We start from the raw sequence: 21736 nt of genomic DNA, 5'->3' as shown, positions 1-21736 counted from the left end.
TTTTATATGGCAGTTACCCGGATATTTTTTAATGCGCGTTTAAAAACAATGATGATTCTGGCCGCTGTGGCCGGAGCGGTCATTGCGTTGCGTTTGGTGGATATTCAGGTTTTGCGCCACAATGCTTATTTAAAAATGGCAGAGCGCAACCGTACGCAAATTTTGTACCAGACGGCTCCGCGCGGGCGCGTGTTTACCGCAGATGGCGTAGCAGTGGCTTCCAATGCCCCGGCATTTAGTTTTTATTACCTTTCCGCAGGGCGCAAGGACCCTGAATATTTAAACCAACTGGCGCACGATTTAGCCCCGCATTTAAAGATGAGTGAAGCCGACGTGTTGTCCAAGGTGGAAAAGGGTGTTAAAACGGGCAAGGCTACCTTGCTTGCCGAAAACCTTTCCACCAAAAGTACAATGGCCTTGCAAGAACTCCAACTGTATTATCCGGGCGTGTATTTGATTGAGGAAACCAAACGCAGTTATCCCTATGGCGGCTTTGCCAGCCACCTGATTGGTTATATCGGGAGTATGGACGAGCGCGAGTGGCAAAAGCGCGACCAAAGTATGGGCTACCGTTTAAACTCCAAAATTGGCAAAAACGGCATTGAAAAGAAATTTGAAAAAAAACTTAAAGGGCACGACGGCGGAGTGTTTTTGGAAGTGGATTACCGCGGACGGGTCAAAAGCATTATTCAAGATAAAAAATGGTCTGCCGGGAGTGATGTATATTTGACGCTGAATTTTGATTTGCAGCGTGCGGCGGAAGAAGGCCTTAAAAAATCTAAAACGGGCCGTGGCGCCGCTGTGGCGTTGGACCCGCGAACAGGAGCGGTGTTGGCCTTGGCGAGCGCTCCGGCATACGACCCGAATATTTTTGTAGGATACAGCGATGAGGATAACCCCAAACAATCTAAAAAAATCAACGAATATAACCTGGCGGTACAGGGAATTTATCCGCCGGCTTCTACTTTTAAAATTATTACGGCTGCGGCCGCCTTGGAGGACGGGCATTTAGACGTCAAACGCAAAATCAACTGCCCCGGGCATTATAATTCCGGCCCCCGCGTGTTTAAGTGTTGGAGTACGCACGGCCCGGTAGATTTCTTTGACGGGGTAAGCAACTCCTGCGACGTATATTTTTATGTCGTGGCTTCCGAAACCGGAGCCGCCGCCATTGAGCGGGTGGAACGCAAATTTATGTTTGGCCGCCAAACGGGGATTGATTTGCCCGGCGAAAAAGCAGGCAACTTGTACGGTCCGACCCGTCGCGCGCGTAACAAAACGTATTGGTTTATCGGCGACACATTGAACCTTTCTATCGGGCAGGGGGAACTGCTGGTAACTCCTTTAAAAATGGCGCAGTTTGCGGCCGCCGTAGCCAGCCGGGGAAATGTCTATCGTCCGTATTATGTGGAAAAAATCGTCAGCAACCAGACGGGCAAAACCGAAGTGCTGGGCAAGACGGATATCTTGCAGAAGGCCGATTTAAAGCCCCAAACATACGATTTATTGTTTAAAGCCTTAAAGCATACGGTGGACGAAGGTACCGCGCGGCGCGTGAAAATCAAAGGGTTAGATGTGTATGGCAAAACAGGTACTGCACAGAACCCGCACGGAAAAGACCACGGGTGGTTTATGGCCTTTGCGGGGAAAGAAGGGGAGGAGCCGTCTATTGCGTTGGCGGTATTTGTGGAATTTGGCGAGGGGGGCAGTTCTGCCGCCGGGCCGATTGCGCGCGCTATGTTGGAAGCCTACTTCCGTCTGAATAAGCCCGCAGAGAAGAAAGCCACACCCCAAAATAATCCCCGCTCCGCCGAAGATTATGATGAGTTATTAAGGAGTGCCGATTAATATGGCCGTATTTCGTAATTTTACTAAAAATTCCAGCCGCAGCCGTTTGGACTATGTGTTGTTTGGGGCAATGATTTTACTGGTAATACTGGGCGCGCTGTGCATTATGTCCGCCGTCAACAGTTTATCTTTTTCTAACCCGGTTGTCCGCACCCATTTGGTAGCCCTGCCGGTAGGGGCTTTTGCGTTTTTTGTGGGGTGGAGTTTTAACTACCAGATTTTTGATGAACAATGGAAATATCTCTACGGTTTTATTTTGGCTTTGTTAGTGGGGGTATTGCTGTTCGGCACCTATCAGCGCGGTTCGCGTTCGTGGTTTGTGCTTCCTTTTTTCTCTATGCAGCCTTCTGAGATTTGCCGCGTGGCGACCCTTTTGGCCGCCGCCGCGTTCTTGGACAGACGCGGACAGCGTATCCGCGATGTTTCCACGCTCTTTGGGTTGGGCGCGCTTTTAGTGCCTGTTTTCGGGCTGATTATGATGCAGCCGGACTTTTCGTCCGTAGTAGTTACGTTTCCGGCCATTTTGGTTTTGCTTTATTGCACGGGCGTCAATGTGTTCTATTTGGGTTTGATTGGCCTTTTTGCGGGAGTAGCGGGGTTTTTTACGATTGCCTGGACATATATCTATCTCCACCCCGATTTGCAGGAATATTGGCTGGTGCGTGCGTTTTACGAATTGGCTCACAACGGTTGGTATATGGCAGGGTTTTCCGTATTGGTAATTGTGCTGGGGTATGCCGCTTGGTGGTTTTTTAAACAGTTGCGTTTGTTCCTGCCGTCTTTTTACTTTGTGTTGGCTACCTTGGTAGTATTGGCAGGGTTGTTTGGCGGGATATTTGTGGACCACCAAATGAAACCACACCAAAGAAAGCGCGTGGAAACTTTTTTAGCCCCCAAATCCGACCCGCGCGGTGCGGGGTATAATGTGTTGCAGGCGCAAATTGCTATGGGGGCGGGGGGCGTGTTTGGTTCGGGGTTATTTTCGGGGACCCAGTCGCGCTTGGGATTTGTGCCCGAAAAACATACAGATTTTATTTTGGCCGTGGTGGGGGAAGAACTCGGCTTGTGGGGAACACTGCTGGTGCTGGGACTCTATTTACTCATTTTATGGAGAATTATCGTAGTGGCATACAGTTCTAGCGACCGCTACGGTTATTTGGTATGTTCAGGCATATTCGGAATGTTTTTTACCTATATGCTGGTTAACTTTGGGATGCTTATCGGTATAGTGCCGGTAGCCGGAATTCCGTTGCCGTTTATTTCGTATGGCGGGTCCAATTTAGTATCCAGTTTATGGGCATTAGGGGTGGTGCAGTCGGTTTACGCACGCCGCATACGGGCATAAAAAGATGATAAACACGCCAAAAATTTATAAAATGCGTATAGTGTTCACCTGTGCCGAAAAATCGGCGGCACAGCGGAATACATTTAATGCCGTGCGCAGTATGGTGCTCGCCAGCGGGCTGCCCTACGAACCGGCCAAGGTCAATAAGAATTGGCCCCGGCTTGCGTACGGTCCGGCACCATCTATGGGTGTGCGGGCGGAAAGGGAATATGTAGATGTTTATTTGCTTTCCTCCGTCCCCGCAGAGCAGGTGCGCCGTTCGCTGGAACAGGCTAAACCGCAGGGGCTTACGCTTTTAGACGTACAACGCGTGCCTTATGCGTTGCCTTCGGTGCAGAATTTGGCTGTCGGTGCGGTTTACCGGGTGGAAGGAAAATTTGATTTGTTTGGCCCGGAACAGACAGCAGAAGATTTCTTTAATGCGGCCCGGGTGGATATTACCCGCCGGGCTGAGAGCGGTCTGGCACTTGTGCAAAATGCCAAACCGTACATTTGGAAAGCGCAAACCGTTTCCCATTCGGCGGTGCGTTTGACGCTTTTAAACGTGCAAGGCAAGTGGGAACGTCCGCAAACGCTTATTGCCGCATGGCTGGGGGTGGATATCCCGGCGCAGGACGATACGTTTACGGTGGAAGGTTTTACATTTATTAGGGAGAGTTTCCTTTGGCAGGACAGCGAAGGGGAATTCCACCCCATTTAAAGGCTTATGAACAAAGCCAAGAGAGGATTTTTATATGAGTAAGAATTTGGAAGGACAGCCCTCCGTGGAAGTTTTGGTTAATACGTCGTTTGAAGAAACGCGTATCGCCATTTTGGAAGACGGACGGGTTAATGAGTTGATTTGGGAACGCCGCGGCTCGCTCAATATCGTGGGCAATATTTACAAGGGTACGGTGGAAAATGTACTGCCCGGTATTTCCAGCGCGTTTTTAAACATCGGTTACGATAAAAACGCCTATTTGTATATTTCCGATGTGTTGGGCGGAGATAAAAAGAATATAGATAAAGTGCTCCACAAAGGCCAGGAAGTGATGGTGCAAGTAGTAAAAGATGCCATCAGCACGAAAGGGATGAAGGTAACGATGGACGTAACTTTGCCCGGCCGCTATTTGGTTTTAACGCCGCACCAAAGTTTTGTGGGAGTGTCTAAAAATATTGAAGATTCCGAAGCCCGCCACAAATTAAACGATATTATGCAGGATTTGGCCGCCAAGCACTTAAACGGGATGGGCTGTATCGTCCGCACGGAAGCGGAAGAAGCGACCAAGGACGAATTGGAACGCGAGGTAAAATATCTTTACCGCCAATGGCAGTCTATTATGAAGAAATTTGAAACCTCCCGTTCCCCTAAACTTTTGCACGAGGATATGGATGCGGTCTTGCAAGTGGCGCGTGATGTACTGTCGGAAAATGCCAAAGTCTATTTGTTGGACAGCAAAAAAGATTACGAGCGTGTGTTGGATTTTGTGGAAAAAAATTCCCCGGATTTGGCTGACCGCGTAAAACTTTATAAAGGCAAAACCCCCATTTTTGAAGCGTATAATGTAGAGCCGGAAATTGACAATTTGCGCAAGACCAAACTCCCTTTGCCCAATGGCGGCAGTATTATTATACAAGAAGCGGAATCCCTTTGCGCTATTGACGTCAACACCGGGAAATTTACCGGCAACAAATCGCAGGAAGAAACCGTAACCCAGACCAATATTGAGGCGGCAGGTGAAATTGCCCATCAGTTGCGTTTGCGGAATATTGGCGGAATTATTGTCATTGACTTTATTGATATGCGCAAGGCATCCAGCCGCCACCGGGTGGTGGAAGCCTTGGCCGCCGCCGTACACGGGGACCGTGCCAAAATCCGGATTTTGCCGATTACTCGTCTGGGTCTGGTGGAAATGACGCGCGAAAGAAAGCGCGCCAGTACAGGCAGTTTTATCAGTGAGGAATGTCCCCAATGCCACGGTTCGGGCCGTGTGTTATCTGCGGAGAGTATGCGTATTAAAATCCAGCGCGAAATTTACGACCTTACCAACGGCCGCCCCGGCGGAAACTTGCGTGTTGTTTTGCATCCGGTTTTGGCCGAAGCCATTAAAAACCGTCAAGAAGATATTGAGCAAAACATTCACCGCACGCTTAAAATTCAGGCGGATCCGCAGTTGGCGTGGGAAGATTACAAAATCGTCTTGGAATAGAATAAGTGCGCCCGGCGTGTGCCCGGGCGCTTTTGTATATGAAACGGTTTTGGCAAATTTTTCTATCGGGTCTGTTGGCCTTGTTTGCATCTTGCCCCGCGCTGGCGGCGCAGGACGAGGCCGGTTTTATCGTTTCGGGTAAAAAGGCCGGAACGGTGCCTTTTGAACAAATTGGCGGCGTGCCGTATGTGGACACACAAAAAACAGCCCGTAAATTTGGCGCGAGTGTGGAACTGTTTGCCAAATCTAAGCAAGCCAAAGTTTCCACCAAGGGGTTTTATGCTATTTTAACGGCCCCGTTGCAGGAAATCGTGGTCAACGCACAAGCCAAAACCTTATCTGCCCCCGTATTGGTACGGGGCGGCAAGATAATGACCCCGGCGGAGTTTTTTACGCTGCCTGCGTTTACGCAAGCGGTGGATAAATTGGTTGAATTTAAAGACGGGGCCTTTTATGTGGAACGATGCTATAATTTATCCTACGAAGATAAAAAATTTGGCGGCACAGATAATTTGCTGGTTTTTTCAGCCCGGAAAAATGTAACCTTTACCACCGAACAGCCCAATAAACATACCGTGATTATTACGTTCCCCAATGCCGTGGTAAAGCGGGATTTGCACGAACGCCTGCGCACCAGTTATATTGCGTCGGCGGATATCCGCCAAAACCGCGGGGATGCGGTCTTAAAAATAATTTTAGGTAAAGATGCGCGCGTTTGGAGTTTTGATTGGGCAGGAGATAAATTAGTTTTTCGGGCGGGCCTTAAAAATGCCTTGCCCTCGCCCGAGGAGACGGCGGGGACCGAGCCCGTAAAGCCGGCCCCGGCACCCGCAAAAGCCGCGCATAAGTCGCTTGTAGAGGGAGAAGAACCTTCGGTCCTGTCGGACACGGAAAACCTCTCTTATGAGCCTGTAATGAAGGCGGCGGCCCCCAAGGCGGCGGTGCTTTCGCCTGCCAAGCCGGAAAGCAAGCCCCTCCAAGCGGCTTCTAAAACCGCGCCGAAACCGGCCCCTGTTTTAAAAAGTGAACCAAATCCCGTCAGTATGCGAGAAGCACGCAAGAAAATGCGCGTAGTGGTGGACCCGGGCCACGGCGGCAAGGACCCCGGAGCCATACGCAACCGTATGCGCGAAAAAGATTGGAACTTGTCCGTAGGCAAGGAATTGGCAAGACTTTTGCAAAAGGGCGGTTTTGAGGTTAAACTTACGCGCGATAACGATACCTTTATCGCCTTGTCTGAGCGTTCTAAAATTGCCAATAATTTTAAGGCCGATTTGTTCGTCTCCGTACATACTAACGCTTCTAAAAACCGTAACGCAAACGGATTCCAGGTGTATTTCCGTTCGGAAAAAGCCACCGACAAGGAAGCCGCCGAAACGGCCGCTTTTGAAAACGAGGCAATGCAATACGAAGAAGTCCACTATAACTTTGTGGATGCCCTGTTGCAATCGTTAGCCAAAAACGAGTATATTAACGAAAGTTCCAAACTGGCGGGATATGTACGCAACGCGGTGTATAAACAGCCGGGTATCGGCATTGCCGTCAACCAAAACAGCAGTGTGCGCCAAGCCAACTTTTATGTGTTAAAGGGTGTAAACAGTCCGGCGGTGCTGGTGGAAATGGGATATATCAGCAGTAACAAGGACCGCGCCCGCCTGAGCAATAGTGCGGTGCGCAACAAAATGGCCTTGGGTATCTACAACGGCATTTATAACTACGCCAAAAAAGAAGGTTGGATAAATTAGCGTTTTGTAAGATAAAATAAACAGCCCCCGGTTTTATGCGCCGGGGGTTGTTTTTTAAAAACCCATTGTTTTACAAAGACCGTCAACTTTGCTTTGACACTCGGTTTTCCCCGGATAAGGGGAATTATCAAGCCAAACCACATAATAGGCGGGGGCTTTGTCGTAGAGATCGGTAGAAGGCATATTCTTTCCGTTATTGGGCAGGCCATGCGTATCAAATAAATTTAAATTTACGTCGTTGCTTTTAAACATATCCACAGCAAAATTATCACACCACAACATATAGCGGGCCGATGTGTCGGCAGTACAACCTTTAAATTCTATGTCTAAATCACCCCAATATTGCGGATAGTCGCCGTTTGCCATATAATATACTTCCATAGCATCTTTTAACGACTTGCCCGCCGTAATCAACTGTGAATAACGGCTTTTGGCCACGGCTTTGGTATATTGCGGCAGGGCCACGCTTGCCAAAATGCCGATAATAAGAACGACTACTAATAATTCTATAAGCGTAAAGCCACGGCTAACGACCCAAGCGGTAGATCCTGAACTAAATTCAGGATGACCTTCTTTTTTCATAAAGTCGTCATTCCCGAAAGTTGTAGTCGGGAATCTGTCGTTTTCCTTTTTTAGTAACAACGGATTCTCGACAGAAACACTCGGGGATGACGGCAAAAAACACCAATTTTTATCAAATCCTTTCATTTTTCCCTCCTAAAAGTATCTTTATTATAACATAAAATGATACTTATAGTCCGTGTACTTAAAAGTATCAAGCCGCTATCCTGTAAAGTATGAAAAATACATACACTGTGGCGGACCGGAAATATTTAAAAGCGTTCGGCGCGCGGGTGCGGGCCTTGCGTAAGGCGGCGGGATTTTCCCAAGAGGATTTTGCTTTGGAGATTGGGCTGGACAGAACCTATATGGGCGGCGTGGAACGCGGGGAGCGGAACTTGGCCTTGCTCAATTTGCGCAAAATTGCGTGCGGTTTAAAAATTTCCGTCGCCGAACTGTTAGCGTTCCCTGCTAAATAGTACAATATACGTAATGAAAACGTATTTGATTTTATTTTGGATATTTGCCAAAATCGGTACATTTACCTTGGGCGGCGGATATGCAATGCTCCCGCTCGTTGAACGGGAATTGGTAGATAAAGGCCGGTACTTGGACGAACAGGAATTTTTAGATGCAACCGCTGTGGCCCAGGCCGCGCCGGGTATTTTGGCTATCAATATTGCCATTTTGTCCGGGTATAAGATGAAGGGTTTTTGGGGCAGTGTGTGCTGTGCGTTGGGGGCGGCGCTCCCGTCGTTTATCATCATTTTGCTTATTGCGCTTTTCTTTCATAATTTTAAAGAAAACCCGATAGTTCAGCGTGTGTTTTTAGGAATTCGTCCGGCGGTAGTAGCCCTGATTGCTGTCCCAGTGTTCCGCTTGGCTAAAACGGCGGGTATTACCTATAAAACGGCTTGGCTTCCGGTGGTTTCTGCACTTTTGGTGTGGTTGCTGGGAGTGTCCCCGGTTTATGTGGTGTTGGCGGCCGGGCTGGGCGGTTTTTTATATGGCCGTGTGCACGGGGGCGCAAAATGATTTTTTGGAAACTTTTTGTTACATTTTTTAAAATCGGGCTTTTTAACTTTGGCGGCGGATATGCGATGATTTCGTTTATCCAAAATGAAGTGGTTTACAAACAGGCGTGGCTGACGACGTCCGAATTTACCGACGTGGTGGCTATCAGCCAGGTAACCCCCGGCCCGGTGGGGATTAATTTGGCCACTTACACGGGATATACCGCCGCACACAGTGTGTGGGGCAGCGTGATTGCCACCTTTGCGGTGTGCTTGCCTTCGTTTATTTTAATGCTTCTGGTCAGCCGCTACTTTTTAAAATACCGCCACGCGCAAGCGGTGGAAAATGTTTTTAAGGGCCTTCGCCCGGCCGTGATCGGGCTGATTGCGGCGGCGGCCTTGGTGCTGTGCAACGGCGAAAACTTTGTGGATTACAAGAGCGTGCTTTTGTTTTTGTCCGCCTTTATTGCGGTGGGGAAATTTAAAGCAGGGCCGATTGCCGTTATATTTGCCTGCGGTGTTTTGGGTTTTGTTTTCTACTAAAATTAGCATAACCTAACTTTTTAATAAAAAAATAAAAATATTTTTTCTGTTTTTTACGACGGAGAAAATATTTTTTAAAAAATATTTGTTAGTTTAGGCTAACTTTTGCTATAATAAATATATCAAAGTTGTGCATAAAGAGGAAAAAGAAAAATGAACTATAAGAATTTTGCAAAAATTTTATTCGCGGCCGCCTGCGTGGGCGTATGGAGTTTATCTTCCGCCGCCACTAACACGGGTAAAAACGGTAATGTTTCCCGTGCGTTGGATAACAAATTAGCCGAAGTTACATTGGTTTCCGAATTTGAAAAACCTGTTAGGCTCAGCGATATGGTTTCCCGCCGCCGCCCGGGTTTTAAAGATGTTCTGATAAAAGTGGACCGCCAAACCAAAACTTGCCAAGGTGTTCTTTTGGCGGGCACTCCGCGCGTGGCCACCTTGTCCGCTTGCTTTAAAGGGGGCGACGGATACCAAATGAAAAAGGTTACGCTCCGCTTTGCCAATGGAAAACAGGCCGTGGGTACGGCTAACAGCGTAAGCGTGCAGGGGGAATTTGCCCGCCTGTATGTAAAACGCGCGCTTGTACAAGATTTGAAGGGAGTGGAAATCGCCCATATTGCCGCGGGGAAATCTTTGCAGCAGACGTATTCTAATGACGGTGCGGCGATGCTTGCGCAGTTCTTTACGAATCGGGGGGTAATTTCTCCGCGTGCCCGCCGGGCTATGGGTATGAAACCGTCTCTTAAAATCGGTACGCCTGTGTTCTTCCGCGGCAAACTGGTAGCGTTTGCAAACTCGGTTCCAAACAAATTCCCCGTGTCGCTCTTTGGCGGCGTAAGCGAGGATTCTTTGACGGTTGTCCGCCCCGATAACGGGTCTGCCATACTCTTTAAGTAACCATTACTTCCCAGCCCACAAGCCAGGGGCGGGAGGTCTCCTATAAAAACCGCCGGAAATTCGCACCGGCGGTTTTTACTGTCTAATTTTGCGGATTGTTTTCTTGTTGGTCGTCTGTCGGCGGCTCGCGGTAAGCCAGTTCTACCTCGGCAAAGATGGAGCCTTTGTTGTCGTTTAACCAACGGCGGTGGCTTTTGTAGTCGGGGCAAAATTGCGCCACTAATTGCCAGTATTCCTGCCCGTGGTTCATATGCACCAGGTGGCACAGTTCGTGTACGATTAGGTAGTCTTGTACCGCCAGGGGCATTTTGATAATACGGTAAGAATAGTTAATGTTTTTTTTGCCCGAACAACTGGCCCAGCAGGTGCGTTGGTCTTTAATAACGATATTGTTGTATTCCACTCCGATTTTTTCCGCCCACTCTTTTGTTTTATCTTTTAAGGTTTCGTTGGCTTTTTCGCGCAGCCAAACCGTAACCAACGCGGACGGGTCGGATTCTTTGGTGTGTAAATAGACGTGGAAAATTTCCCCATCAAACGCTACGCCTTCCTCTTGGTCGGGCGTTAGGTACATACGGGCCTCGTAAAAATTGCCGTTGTAAAGCACCTTGTTTTCGCCCGCGGGAGCGGTTTGCTCCGCGGCGGACGAATCCTGCTTGCCGAACACTTCGGGCAATTCTTTTTTCAGCCGTTCAATAAATAGTTTTACGTCGCTTACGACACTCTGCGTATCTGCCATATTTATATTGTATAAAAAACGATTAAATTTTATACAATGAACATATACTTTTGGAGGCGTAATGACTCATACCGATTTAAAGACTACTCCGCTCTGCGCCGCTTGCGAAGCCGCCGGCGGAAAAATGGTGGACTTTCACGGTTGGTTGCTACCGGTGCAGTTTAAGGGCATCTTGGCCGAGCATAAAGCCGTGCGCGAAGCCGCCGGGATGTTTGATGTTTCCCATATGGGGCAGTTTTTTGTAGAAGGCAAAGACGCTTGGCCCTTTTTGCAATACATTAACTGCAACAATATAAAAAATACCCCCGGGGTGGGTACTTATTCCCATATTTTAACGGAAAAAGGCACTATTATTGATGATGCCATTTCCTTTTGCTTAACACCCGAAAAATTTTTAGTGGTGGTAAATGCCGCCTGTATTGACGGCGATTTCGCTTGGTTTACTAAGCAGGCCAAAAACTTTAATGTTACGGTGCGCAACGAAAGCGCTGACTGGGCAATGATTGCTTTGCAAGGCCCCAAAGCCGTAGAAACGGCGGACAAAGTTGTGGCCGGAGCCTCCGATTTGCCGCGCTTTCACATTAAAGAAATTGAACTTTTTGGCGCACGCGGTTATATGACCCGCACCGGATACACCGGGGAAGACGGCGTGGAAATTATGCTTCCCAACAATAAAATTGTAGAACTGTGGGCCGCCTTGCTCGCGCACGGGGTTACTCCGTGCGGTTTGGGGGCGCGTGATGTGCTGCGCTTGGAAGCCGGGTACTTGCTTAACGGGGCAGATGCGGACCAAACCCGCACACCGTACGAAGCCAACTGCGGTTGGGTGGTAAAATTAGCCAAAGAAAATTTTGTAGGAAAAGAGGCTCTTGCCGCGCAGAAGGCGCAAGGGCTTAAAGAAAAACTGACGGCCTTTGTGTTAAAGTCTGCCGGAGTGCCCCGCGCCGGATGCAAAATATTTGTGGGAGCGGAGGAAAAAGGCACGCTGACCAGCGGGACATATTCGCCCTTATTTAAAGGCATTGCCGTCGGTTATGCGGCCCTGGACGTAACGGCCGGGACGGAAGTGGAAATTGAAATTCACGGTAAACGGGTAAAAGCCGATACCGTCAAAACACCCTTTTATAAAAACCGGGTTTAAATTAAGGAGAAATTAGTTATGCATACCGAAGAAAATTGCCGCTTTGCTAAAACGCACGAGTGGGCCTGTGCCGCAGACGGCGTAGCCACTGTGGGTATCAGCAACCATGCGCAGGAAGAAATCAGCGATATCGTATTTGTAGATTTGCCCAAGGTGGGCCAAAAGGTTACGGCCGGACAAAATTGCTGTGTGATTGAATCTGTTAAATCTGCCAGCGAAATTTATGCGCCTGTCAGCGGGGAAATTGTAGAAGTTAATTCTGCCTTGGAAGGCGACCCGGCTCTTGTAAACCGCGAACCGCACGGAAACGGCTGGCTGTTCAAAATTAAAATGAGCAATCCCTCCGAATACGACAACTTACTTGACGTAAACGCTTACAAAGCCACCCTCGCCAAATAACAGTTGCCCGGACTATTTATCCCCCGCAATAAGCGGGGGATTTTACCAAGAGGACTTATCAATGTTTATCCCAAATACTCCATTGGACCAAAAAGAAATGCTGGCTAAAATCGGCGTTTCGTCCGTAAAAGAGTTGCTGGCGCAAATTCCGCAAGATTTGCTGTACCCCGTCTTAAATTTGCCCCAAGCCCTTACGGAGCAAGAACTTACCGCGCATATACACGCGTTGGCGGAGAAAAATAAACCGCTCAAAAATTTTATTGGCGCCGGTATTTATGAACATTTTATTCCCGCCGCAGTTAATGCCCTTTCTTCGCGCGGGGAATTTTTAACCGCTTATACGCCTTATCAGGCCGAGGCCAGCCAAGGTACTTTGCAGACGATTTATGAATTTCAAAGTTGCCTTTGCGCCTTAATGGATATGGATGTAGCCACCGCGTCCCATTACGACGGCGCTACCGCCGCGGCAGAGGCCGTTTTGGCGTGCCTTCGTATTACGGGCCGTCAGGAAATTATTGTTTCTTCTGCGTTGCATCCGCACTATAAACAGGTGCTTGATACTTATGTGCGCCACTTGCCGGGTGTGCACATAACCGAAGCCCCCCTGGCGGAGAACGGCACGTTGGATTTGGCGGCTTTAAAGGCTAAACTAACGGATAAAACGGCCGTGTTTTTATTGCCTACGCCCAACTTTTTCGGCTGTTTGGAACGTGCCGGGGAAATTTCCAACTTGGTTCATAATGCGGGGGCGCTGTTGGTCGCGCTTGTAAACCCGGTATCGCTCGGTGTGGTGCAAACTCCCGGCTCTTATAATGCTGATTTTGCCGTAGCCGAGGGACAGCCTTTGGGCAACGCGGTTAATTTCGGCGGGCCGGGGCTGGGCATTATGACGGCAAAAAAAATATATATGCGCCAACTGCCGGGGCGCATTGTAGGTATTGCCAAAGATAAAGACGGCCGCCGCTCTTTCGTGCTGACCTTACAGGCGCGTGAACAGCATATCCGCCGCGAAAAGGCATCTTCTAATATTTGCTCCAACGAGGCTCTGTGCGCGTTAAACGCGGTCATTTATTTGACACTGCTTGGCCCCAAGGGCTTGCAGGAAGTGGCCGAACTGAACTTGGAGCGCGCACACGAATTAGCCGCCCTCATTAGCGAAGTGCCCGGCTTTAAACTGAAATATTCCGCCCCGTTCTTTAACGAGTTTGTGGTGGAGTGCCCGGTTCCTGCCCAAGATATTATTAACAACTTGGAGCAGAAGGGGTTTGGCGCGGGCTATGCGCTTGCCGGACTGAAAGGGATGGAAAATTGCCTTTTGGTGTGTGCTACGGAAACCAAAACTGAGGCAGATTTAAAAGCCTATCAAGCGGCTTTAAAGGGGATTTAATATGGAAGAAATTTTACAACATAGCCAGTTATCTATTGAAAAATCCCAGCCGGGCCGCCGCGGGGTGCGCTTTGCCGCTGTTACAAAGCGCGCGGCTGATTATTTGCCGGCGGAATATTTGCGTAAAAGTGCGCCCAAATTGCCCGAAATAAGCGAATTTGAAACTGTGCGCCACTTTACGCGCCTGTCGGAACTGAACTATTGCTTGGACGGCGAGTTTTATCCGCTTGGCTCCTGCACAATGAAATATAACCCCAAGGCTTACGATGTGCTTTCCGCCCTGCCGGCCTTTGCGTCGGCCCACCCGTTTGCGCCGGAAAGTGCGGTGCAGGGTACCTTGGAAATGATGTACAACTTGCAGGAACTTTTAAAGGAAATTACGGGGCTTGTCTCGTTCACCTTGCAGCCGGCGGCCGGCGCGCACGGGGAACTCACGGGCATTATGACGGCCCGCGCTTATCACGACGCCCGCAAAGATTTTAAACGCACCGAAGTCATCGTGCCCGATACCGCCCACGGCACGAATCCTGCTACGGCACATATGGCGGGATACACGGTGGTGAACATTAAATCCGGCCCCGACGGCTGTGTGGATAAAGAGGCCTTAAAGGCTGCCCTGTCCGACAAAACCGCCGCTGTAATGCTGACCGTTCCCAACACGGTGGGTCTCTTTGAAAAAGACGTGCGCGAAATTGCCGATATGGTACATAAGGCGGGTGCGCTTTTCTATATGGACGGGGCGAATTTTAACGCCTTAATCGGTTTAGCCAAGCCCGCTGATTTCGGCGTAGATATTATGCACTTAAACTTGCATAAAACCTTTGCCGCTCCGCACGGCGGCGGTGGCCCGGGTTCCGGCCCTGTGGGCGCGGCGGCGCATGTGGCGCCGTTCTTGCCTAAACCAATGGTGGAACTTAAAGACGGAAAATACACTTTATCCGGCAAAATGCCTCAAAGTTTGGGTAAAATGAAAGCCTTTTACGGGAACATTGCTGTATGTTTGCGCGGATATTGCTACTTGCGCCAGTTTGACGGCAAAACGCTTAAAGAAATTGCCGAAAATGCCGTATTGAACGCGAATTATATCCGCGTGGCATTAAAGGGCAAGTTCAATGCGTTTTTTGACAGTCCTTGTATGCACGAGTGTGTGCTGACGCAGAACCCGGCGGAAATGAACGGTGTCCATACTTCCGATATCGCCAAGCGTTTGTTGGATTACGGCTTTTACGCGCCGACTATCTACTTCCCGCTTATTGTGCCGGAAGCAATGATGATAGAGCCGACGGAAACCGAAAGTAAACAAATGTTGGATGCGTTTGTGGCTGCAATGGATAAAATATACGACGAGATTAAGACCGATCCGCAAGTCGTAAAAGATGCCCCGCACACTCAATGTGTGAAACGTATTGATGAGGTGTCTGCCGCGCGTGAACCCAACCTGCATTGGTAAGGTCGGTTGGCAAAGTATTAGCAAAGTAAATAGTTGTTTTTAGTAAACAGGCCGCTCTGGGTGAGCGGCCTGTTTGCTGTATGCGGCGGACTTATGTTTTTTTGTCCGCGCCAAAGGAAGCCTCGGAACTGGTAAAATATATCATATGAATTTACTTTTGTCCGCCCCGTCATTAAACGTGTATGAGCAAATGGCTTTGGACGAGTGCCTGGTGCGCACCCGCCCGGATGACATTACGCTGCGCTTTTACCGCTGGACGGACAGCCCCGCTGTTACTTTTGGTTATTCCCAATTCGCGCACGAAGTGAAAAAAACACTTGCGGCGCGTGCCTTTTGGGGTCCGTATGCCCGCCGCCCCACGGGGGGAGGAGTGGTTTTTCACCAAAGCGATTTGACCTTTTCCTTGGTGTTTGTATCAGCCGAACGTCCAAGCGATATTTATAAAAAGTTTCATCATTTTATTTTGGCGGAACTTGCCGCGCGCGGGATAAACAGTATGTCATTTAATAAGGTGTTGCCCGCTTCCGCCTATGCTCCCAGCGTAAACCATACGGCTAGTGCCTGCTTTATAAATCCGGTGGAAAATGATTTACTGTCGGCGGACGGACATAAGATTTTGGGCGGGGCTATCCGCCGTTTTGGCCAAACCGTGTTGTACCAAGGTTCCTTGCAAGTGCCGGACGGGAGAGATAATCCCCTGTATAAAAATGCCGTTATCGGTGCCGTGCGGAATTTTTTAGGTACAGATTTGCGCCCGTGCGGTGCAAGTGCCGCCTTGATTTCCTCGGCGCGCCGCTTGGCTGATGAGCAATACAAAACCCTTTCCTGGACGGAGAAATTTTAATGCTTTGGCGCCCGATAAAATTTTTATTTGCACTTATTTTGCTCCCTACGGCTTTTTTTACACTCTTGGAGACAGGTAAAATCTTGTGTGCGGTATTGGGCAATTTGGGTGCGGCACTCAGTTTTGTTTTAGGGGTTCTTATTTACTGCGGTATTCATTACGGATATTATAATTTTTCCCGCTTGTATGTTTTCGGGCACGAAATGACTCACGCGCTCGCCGCGCTTGTGTGCGGGTACCGTATTAAAGATGTATCCGTCGGCCAGGATAGCGGATATGTAAAAATGGATAATTGTAATGCGTTTGTGGTGCTGGCTCCGTATTTTGTGCCGCTGTATGTGATTGCGGCGGCCCTGCTGTATGCCGTAACCGATTTGTTTGTAGATTTAACTCCTTACCGGCAGGTGTTTTTATTTGTCATCGGTTTTTTGACCGCGTTTCACTTTGTGCAAACTTTTAAAACCTTGTTTGAAGCCGACCAGCCCGATTTAAAAATTGCAGGCGGGAAAATTTTTTCCGGTGTAATGATTACACTTGCCAATTTGGTAGTATTGGCGGTGGTATTAAAGGTCTTGTTCCCGGAAACGGTTTCTTTGGTATCGGCCGGGAAAAATATCTTGGCGGGAACCGTCAATATCTGGCGAATTATAGTAAACTATATAGTAGAGAGAATGGTCAACTCCGGCAAATAATATGGGTAAGCAACATAAAAAGAAAGGATTTTTTCGTTGGTTGTGGCGGTTTTTCAAATCGTGCTGCATTTTAAGTTTGCGCACGGTTTTGTTTACTGCTATGTTTTTTATGCTTATCTGTGCGGGGCTATGGCTATTGTTTTTAAAAACCTTTAATGCCCAGCATATTAGCGAAATTATTACAGACGAATTACAGCGCCGCTTGGACCGTCCTGTTGTTATTTCTTCGCTTGATTTAAAATTTATAAATACGCTTGAATTAAAGGGGTTTGCCGTGTTGGATACAGACGGTGAACCCGGCAAGGCTTTTGTTTCGGCCGAGTCCGTAACGCTTCGTTTTAATATGCTCCCGCTTTTAAACCAGCAATTAGTAATTGACGAGGTGTCCTTAAACGCGCCCCGTTTTAATGTGGTGCGTAAGGCGGACGGCACTTATAATATGCCGCAAATCCGCGTGCCGGAGGAACGCTCCGTCTATACCAGCGAACTGACAGGTAAAAAATTTACCGTCAGCGTAGAGGATTGGACAGTCAAAAACGGCGTGGTAAGTTACAAGGATTTGGGCGCCGGCCTTTCCCACGCAGTATATGGGCTTAATGTTCATTTTGAGCGGCTCCGGTTTAATGAACTGTCGCGCTTTTCGGCGGAAATGGTGCTCCGCAATAAGTGGGGGGATAACATTTCGGATATGGAAATTAAAGGCGCGGGGCACGTTAATTTTGCAGATTTTGAATGGCAGAATTTTGCCCTGCGCAGTTTGCGTACGCAGGTATATTTATTCCAAAAGCCTGTGGATATTTTATTAGATTTGGATAATTTGAGAACCCCCTATTTTAATATCAAAGCCTCCGTTCCGGCGTTTGAAGACAAGGACTTATCCCTTTTCCACGCCGAAAAGGGCCGTTTTTCTATTCCCAAGGCCACGCTTGCTGCCAAAGGCGTGCTGACAAACGGCTACCGTTTATTGAAATTAAACCAACTGACCGCCAATGCGGCAGACGTAAAATTGACGGCTTCCGGCGCGGTGGATTTGGAAAAAGCCCCCTTTGAGGCCGATTTGCAGGTATCCACCAATTTCTTTAATTTAGCCGGCAAGGAAAAATATTATCCGTTGATGTCTAAATATAAACTGACCGGGCAAGGCTCTTTGGCGGGCCGGATTACGCACACTTCCGGCAAGTATGCGCTTCCGCTCGTTACCGCACAGGTTAAAGATGCTTCGGCCTTGCTCTATGGTTTTAAGGCCGATAACATTACCGGTGAGTTCCAAGCCAAAAAAGATTTTACCGATTTGTATGCCGCTACAACGGACGGAAAGGTAACGGTGGACCGTTCGGTATTTGAAAAACTAAATTTAAGTGCCAGTTGGCGCAAGGGCAATTTGTATGCGAATATAGCCTCGTGTGAATTAAACGGTGTACCGTTTAAAATGAATTTGTCTGTTAGAAATTTAAAAAGTGCCCGGCGTAAAATTCGCACATCTATTTATTGGAAACACTTGGACCCGATGGCCTTTATTGAAACAGTGCGGGACTTTGTAACGGTAATTGTGCCGCTTACCAAGCACGGCGGCAAATTTAAAGCCCCAGTGGCCGGTCCGCTTGCCTGGCTGCGCAACTTTCGCGATCGCCTGCCCGGCTTTATGCCCAATTTTGCAGGAACGCTGACGGCAGATACTTTTTCCACCCAAGTATTATCGGGAAACCGTTTTAGTGCGGAATTTGATTTTACGGGCTTTAAGGCCGGGATGAAGCACCTGTCCGGGCCCTTGCACGCGCGGTTAGAGGGTGGAGTGATTCACCAAATGGAAAAATGGGCCGAAGAACAGCAGGCGCTTAACATTACCTTCCAGCCGTTTTTGATTATGCACCGTATGGAGCGGGCGGGAAGTTTTAAGGTGGGGCAGGTGCTTAAAGATGTGCCGTTTACCGATATGGCCGCCTCGGTAGAATTTAATAAAGGGCCGATGACGGTGAACAATGCCTACACGGTGGGTCCTACTCTTTCCGCCGCGGTCAGCGGTTGGACTAACTGGGTGGACGAAAATTTTGATATCATAATATGGACGATGTTTACCAACACGTCGCGTTCCGGCGCGTTGGCTGAAAACCTAACGGACGAGTCGGGAAATCCGGCATTGGCGTTTAGGGTGTCGTCGTCAATGTTAAAGCCGAAACTGGAAATGCTGCGCGCCAAAAAAACGGGCAAAACGATACGCGCCGCCCAGGAAAAAGGCGTACCGACAGATTTTAGTGCCGCAACTAAATTTATCCAAGGAGATTTTAATGCCAAGAAATAATATGGACGTACTGTGCCTGTTGCAAGAACACGGTGCCATTTTAGAAGGACATTTTGTAATGCCGTCGGGCTTTCACAGCCAGACGTATATTCAAACCTCGCTCTTAATGCAGCACCCTAATTTAGCGCAAAAAATTGCGGGGGCGCTGTCGGATAAATTTACCAAGCCGGCAGATGTGGTGATGGCGCTTACGCCGTCCGACTCCGTCTTGGCGCAGGAAGTGGCCCGCGCCCGCGGCGTGCGTGCTATTTTTGCCTCGCGCGACGACAACGGCGAAATGGTTTTAAAGCATAATTTTACTGTAAAAGAAGGCGAAAACGTACTTATTGTGGACGACGTAGCCGTTTCCGGACGCAAAATTAATAAGGCTATTGACCTGGTGGGTAAACTGGGCGGAAATGTGATTGGCGTGGGGGTGATTGTGGACCGTTCTATGGGTTATTTGCCCTTGTCTGTGCCGCTTCGCTCGCTTTTGTCTTACCCGATGCAGACTTTTACGGCAAAGGAATGCCCGTTATGTGCGGCTAAATTGCCAATTACTCCGTTAGAAGAGGTTTCCAAAAATTAATATGATTCAAATTACCTTAAAAGCAAAAGAAGAAAGGCGGCTCCTGGCGGGCCATTGGTGGGTTTTTTCAAATGAGATTGACGGTTTGGATACATCTATTGAGCCGGGTTCTCTTGTGCGTGTCGTCAGCCACGAAGGCAAACAGGTTGGTATTGGTTTTTTCAACCCGCACAGTTTAATTGCCGTGCGCTTGCTGATGAAGGGCGAGGGCGAACTGCCGGAAGATTTTGTATTTGAAAATATAGATAATGCCTATGCTTACCGCAAGGAAATCGGCGTGCGTAAGTACGGACGTATGTGCTATGGCGAAGCCGATAATATGCCGGGGTTGGTGATTGACCGCTACGGCGATATCTTGGTCATAGATGTATTGACGGCGGGTATGGAAAAATTAAAGCCTGAAATCACCAAGGCCGTGCAAAAGATTTTTAAGCCCAAAGGCATTTATTACAAGAACGACAGTGCCTTCCGCGCGTTGGAAGGGCTGACCAATACGCCCGAAATCATTGGCGAAGTGCCTGAAACGGTGGAGATTGAAGAAAACGGCGTAAAGTATATTGTTCCTATCCGCGGCGGACAAAAGACGGGCTTTTATTTTGACCAGCGCGAAAACCGCGAATTTTTGAAACCGTATTTTAAAGATAAACTGGTGTTGGATTTGTATTCCTACATCGGGTCCTTTGGTATTACGGCCGCCTTGGCCGGTGCCAACCAGGTGTGGGGGTGCGATTCCTCCGCGGCGGCGGTAGAATTTGCTAAAAATAATGCCGAATTAAACGGCGTATCCGACCGCGTGGTATTCCACCGCGACGACGCCGAACGCTTGCTCTCGGCAATGAAGAAAGGCGAACTGCCCGACCAGCCCGATATGGTGCTGTTGGACCCTCCCGCCTTTGTCAAAAGCCGCAAGGCATTGCCGCAAGCCGTGGGGCTTTATGTAAAACTCGTTAAAATGGCCTTAGAGGGTATTAAAACGGGTGGATATTTGGCATTTTCCACCTGTTCGCACCATATTTCGCGCGAACTGTTTGTGGATATTATCCGCCAAGGCGTGAGCAAATCGGGCCGCAAGGCGGTATTGGTGGAACTGCGCGGACAAGCCAAAGACCACCCGGTGCTTATCGGTATGCCGGAAACGGAATATCTGCATTTTGCGCTTATCCAGTTGCGCTAGGAGGACATTTTAAAGCAGTAAAAATTTAATCTGTTTTTGGAACCATAGCAGATATGGTGTGTAACCGCTTATGCGGTACGCAAACAGTCCAAAAGCAGTCGTTTTAGGTTCAAAGGCAAAAGGACTAATTACCCTTTTGCTTTTGGGCCGAGTGTTTGCCGTCCTTTGGGCGGCAAACCACGGCTGTTGTATGGGGCTACCTGTTTGCGGCTCCGTGCAATCAGCCGTTTTTTATGTGCGGAGCCTGATAAAAAAGGAGCGTTCGTATGAACAAGCAAACAGGCTTCACATTAATAGAATTGTTGGTAGTGGTGTTAATTATCGGTATTTTGGCGGGGGTGGCTTTGCCACAGTACGAAAAGGCCGTATTTAAGGCCAAGGCTACCAATGCTTTAACTTTTTTTAATGCTTTGCAAAAGGCTGAAACCGTTTATTACTTATCCAATGGGGAATATACCAACGATTTTGAATCATTAGATTTGCAACTGCCCGAGCAGGATTTCCATAAAGCGTGGGGCGTACGCTGCGATGAAGGCGGTTGTTCCTTAAAAATGGAAGAAAGACTGTTCTTGTTTTGGGCGGATAATGGGTGGCCCTGCAAAACGGTTTGCAACGCCCGCCCCGGCGATAGCGCGGGAAATTCTTTTTGTAATGGCTTTGGGGCCTTATTTGCAACCGGCGAAGAGGGCGTTCAGGGAAATTGGAACCGCTATTGTATGGATAAATAAAAAACCCCGCCAAAAGCGGGGTTTTTTAAACAAAAGGAAAATGCCGAGGGACAGGATCGAACTGTCGACACCTGGTTTTTCAGACCAGTGCTCTACCACTGAGCTACCTCGGCATTACCTAAATATAATACAAAATTTAGGACACTTCGGCAATATTTTCTGCGTTCTACGACG

Annotated in this window: 21 protein-coding genes and 1 tRNA gene; 19 read left to right on the top strand and 3 right to left on the bottom strand. The window is 48.6% G+C overall.

The features are described 5' to 3' along the window. Window positions 1-6 precede the first annotated feature (6 nt). From mrdA to ACZOTW_RS04340, 5 genes are read left to right on the top strand one after another with little or no spacing between them, the layout of a single operon-like run. Window positions 7-1848 carry a penicillin-binding protein 2 gene (mrdA, locus tag ACZOTW_RS04360; protein ID WP_483997590.1) on the top strand — a complete coding sequence of 614 codons (1842 nt, stop codon included), beginning with the start codon at window positions 7-9 and terminating at the stop codon, window positions 1846-1848. Between the two features lies 1 nt (window position 1849). Continuing rightward, entirely contained in the window at window positions 1850-3193 is a 1344-nt protein-coding gene (gene rodA / locus ACZOTW_RS04355; protein ID WP_483997589.1) for a rod shape-determining protein RodA, read from the top strand. A 31-nt stretch (window positions 3194-3224) separates the two neighbouring features. Next, window positions 3225-3893 carry a DUF2344 domain-containing protein gene (locus tag ACZOTW_RS04350; protein ID WP_483997588.1) on the top strand — a complete coding sequence of 223 codons (669 nt, stop codon included), beginning with the start codon at window positions 3225-3227 and terminating at the stop codon, window positions 3891-3893. Between the two features lie 34 nt (window positions 3894-3927). Further along, the gene (locus tag ACZOTW_RS04345; protein WP_428040155.1) at window positions 3928-5382 is read left to right on the top strand and encodes an Rne/Rng family ribonuclease; all 1455 of its coding nucleotides are present in this window, start codon (window positions 3928-3930) and stop codon (window positions 5380-5382) included. Window positions 5383-5420: 38 nt separating this feature from the next. Further along, the gene (locus ACZOTW_RS04340; protein WP_483997587.1) at window positions 5421-7127 is read left to right on the top strand and encodes an N-acetylmuramoyl-L-alanine amidase; all 1707 of its coding nucleotides are present in this window, start codon (window positions 5421-5423) and stop codon (window positions 7125-7127) included. 54 nt (window positions 7128-7181) lie between these two features. On the opposite strand, the gene ACZOTW_RS04335 is transcribed toward ACZOTW_RS04340, so the two are convergent. After that, entirely contained in the window at window positions 7182-7835 is a 654-nt protein-coding gene (locus ACZOTW_RS04335; protein WP_483997586.1) for a type IV pilin protein, read from the bottom strand. Window positions 7836-7924: 89 nt separating this feature from the next. Here ACZOTW_RS04335 and ACZOTW_RS04330 point away from each other — a divergent pair, with 89 nt between their 5' ends. The 4 genes from ACZOTW_RS04330 to ACZOTW_RS04315 all read left to right on the top strand — a co-directional run bounded on the left by ACZOTW_RS04330 (window position 7925) and on the right by ACZOTW_RS04315 (window position 10141). Then, entirely contained in the window at window positions 7925-8167 is a 243-nt protein-coding gene (locus ACZOTW_RS04330; protein WP_428037886.1) for a helix-turn-helix domain-containing protein, read from the top strand. 13 nt (window positions 8168-8180) lie between these two features. Further along, window positions 8181-8723 carry a chromate transporter gene (locus tag ACZOTW_RS04325; protein WP_483997585.1) on the top strand — a complete coding sequence of 181 codons (543 nt, stop codon included), beginning with the start codon at window positions 8181-8183 and terminating at the stop codon, window positions 8721-8723. Beyond that, complete coding sequence (locus ACZOTW_RS04320; protein WP_483997584.1) at window positions 8720-9244, top strand: chromate transporter; 525 nt, start codon at window positions 8720-8722, stop codon at window positions 9242-9244. The genes ACZOTW_RS04325 and ACZOTW_RS04320 overlap by 4 nt, the downstream gene beginning before the upstream one ends. 153 nt (window positions 9245-9397) lie before the next feature. Next, on the top strand, window positions 9398-10141 hold the full coding sequence (locus ACZOTW_RS04315) for a hypothetical protein (RefSeq protein ID WP_428041004.1): 744 nt from the start codon (window positions 9398-9400) through the stop codon (window positions 10139-10141). A gap of 82 nt (window positions 10142-10223) precedes the next feature. Here ACZOTW_RS04315 and ACZOTW_RS04310 read toward each other — a convergent pair whose 3' ends face one another. Continuing rightward, a complete protein-coding gene (locus tag ACZOTW_RS04310; RefSeq protein WP_483997583.1) occupies window positions 10224-10880 on the bottom strand; it encodes a M48 family metallopeptidase in 657 nt (218 codons plus the stop codon). Window positions 10881-10941: 61 nt separating this feature from the next. On the opposite strand from ACZOTW_RS04310, the gene gcvT reads away from it, so the two are divergent. The 10 genes from gcvT to ACZOTW_RS04260 all read left to right on the top strand — a co-directional run bounded on the left by gcvT (window position 10942) and on the right by ACZOTW_RS04260 (window position 21562). Next, the gene (gene gcvT, locus ACZOTW_RS04305; RefSeq protein ID WP_428037881.1) at window positions 10942-12021 is read left to right on the top strand and encodes a glycine cleavage system aminomethyltransferase GcvT; all 1080 of its coding nucleotides are present in this window, start codon (window positions 10942-10944) and stop codon (window positions 12019-12021) included. A gap of 18 nt (window positions 12022-12039) precedes the next feature. Next, the gene (gene gcvH / locus ACZOTW_RS04300; protein WP_483997582.1) at window positions 12040-12420 is read left to right on the top strand and encodes a glycine cleavage system protein GcvH; all 381 of its coding nucleotides are present in this window, start codon (window positions 12040-12042) and stop codon (window positions 12418-12420) included. Window positions 12421-12481: 61 nt separating this feature from the next. Beyond that, window positions 12482-13807 carry an aminomethyl-transferring glycine dehydrogenase subunit GcvPA gene (gcvPA, locus tag ACZOTW_RS04295; RefSeq protein WP_483997581.1) on the top strand — a complete coding sequence of 442 codons (1326 nt, stop codon included), beginning with the start codon at window positions 12482-12484 and terminating at the stop codon, window positions 13805-13807. Window position 13808: 1 nt separating this feature from the next. Continuing rightward, window positions 13809-15257, top strand: a complete 1449-nt coding sequence (gcvPB, locus tag ACZOTW_RS04290; protein ID WP_483997580.1) for an aminomethyl-transferring glycine dehydrogenase subunit GcvPB — start codon at window positions 13809-13811, stop codon at window positions 15255-15257. Window positions 15258-15402: 145 nt separating this feature from the next. After that, complete coding sequence (locus ACZOTW_RS04285; RefSeq protein WP_483997579.1) at window positions 15403-16101, top strand: lipoyl protein ligase domain-containing protein; 699 nt, start codon at window positions 15403-15405, stop codon at window positions 16099-16101. Beyond that, window positions 16101-16793 carry a M50 family metallopeptidase gene (locus ACZOTW_RS04280; protein ID WP_483997578.1) on the top strand — a complete coding sequence of 231 codons (693 nt, stop codon included), beginning with the start codon at window positions 16101-16103 and terminating at the stop codon, window positions 16791-16793. The genes ACZOTW_RS04285 and ACZOTW_RS04280 overlap by 1 nt, the downstream gene beginning before the upstream one ends. Window position 16794: 1 nt before the next feature. Further along, the gene (locus tag ACZOTW_RS04275; RefSeq protein WP_483997577.1) at window positions 16795-19092 is read left to right on the top strand and encodes a DUF748 domain-containing protein; all 2298 of its coding nucleotides are present in this window, start codon (window positions 16795-16797) and stop codon (window positions 19090-19092) included. Continuing rightward, window positions 19079-19660 (top strand): phosphoribosyltransferase family protein, encoded by a 582-nt coding sequence (locus ACZOTW_RS04270; protein WP_428037875.1) that lies wholly within the window; start codon window positions 19079-19081, stop codon window positions 19658-19660. The genes ACZOTW_RS04275 and ACZOTW_RS04270 overlap by 14 nt, the downstream gene beginning before the upstream one ends. Before the next feature lies 1 nt (window position 19661). Continuing rightward, window positions 19662-20834, top strand: a complete 1173-nt coding sequence (locus ACZOTW_RS04265; protein ID WP_428049022.1) for a class I SAM-dependent rRNA methyltransferase — start codon at window positions 19662-19664, stop codon at window positions 20832-20834. Window positions 20835-21100: 266 nt separating this feature from the next. Then, on the top strand, window positions 21101-21562 hold the full coding sequence (locus ACZOTW_RS04260) for a type IV pilin protein (protein WP_483997576.1): 462 nt from the start codon (window positions 21101-21103) through the stop codon (window positions 21560-21562). A gap of 41 nt (window positions 21563-21603) precedes the next feature. Here ACZOTW_RS04260 and ACZOTW_RS04255 read toward each other — a convergent pair. Then, a tRNA-Phe gene (locus tag ACZOTW_RS04255) sits at window positions 21604-21675 on the bottom strand. Window positions 21676-21736: the final 61 nt, after the last annotated feature.

The organism is Candidatus Avelusimicrobium sp. (assembly GCF_056976295.1).
This window is presented reverse-complemented; position numbering and strand designations above follow the sequence as displayed.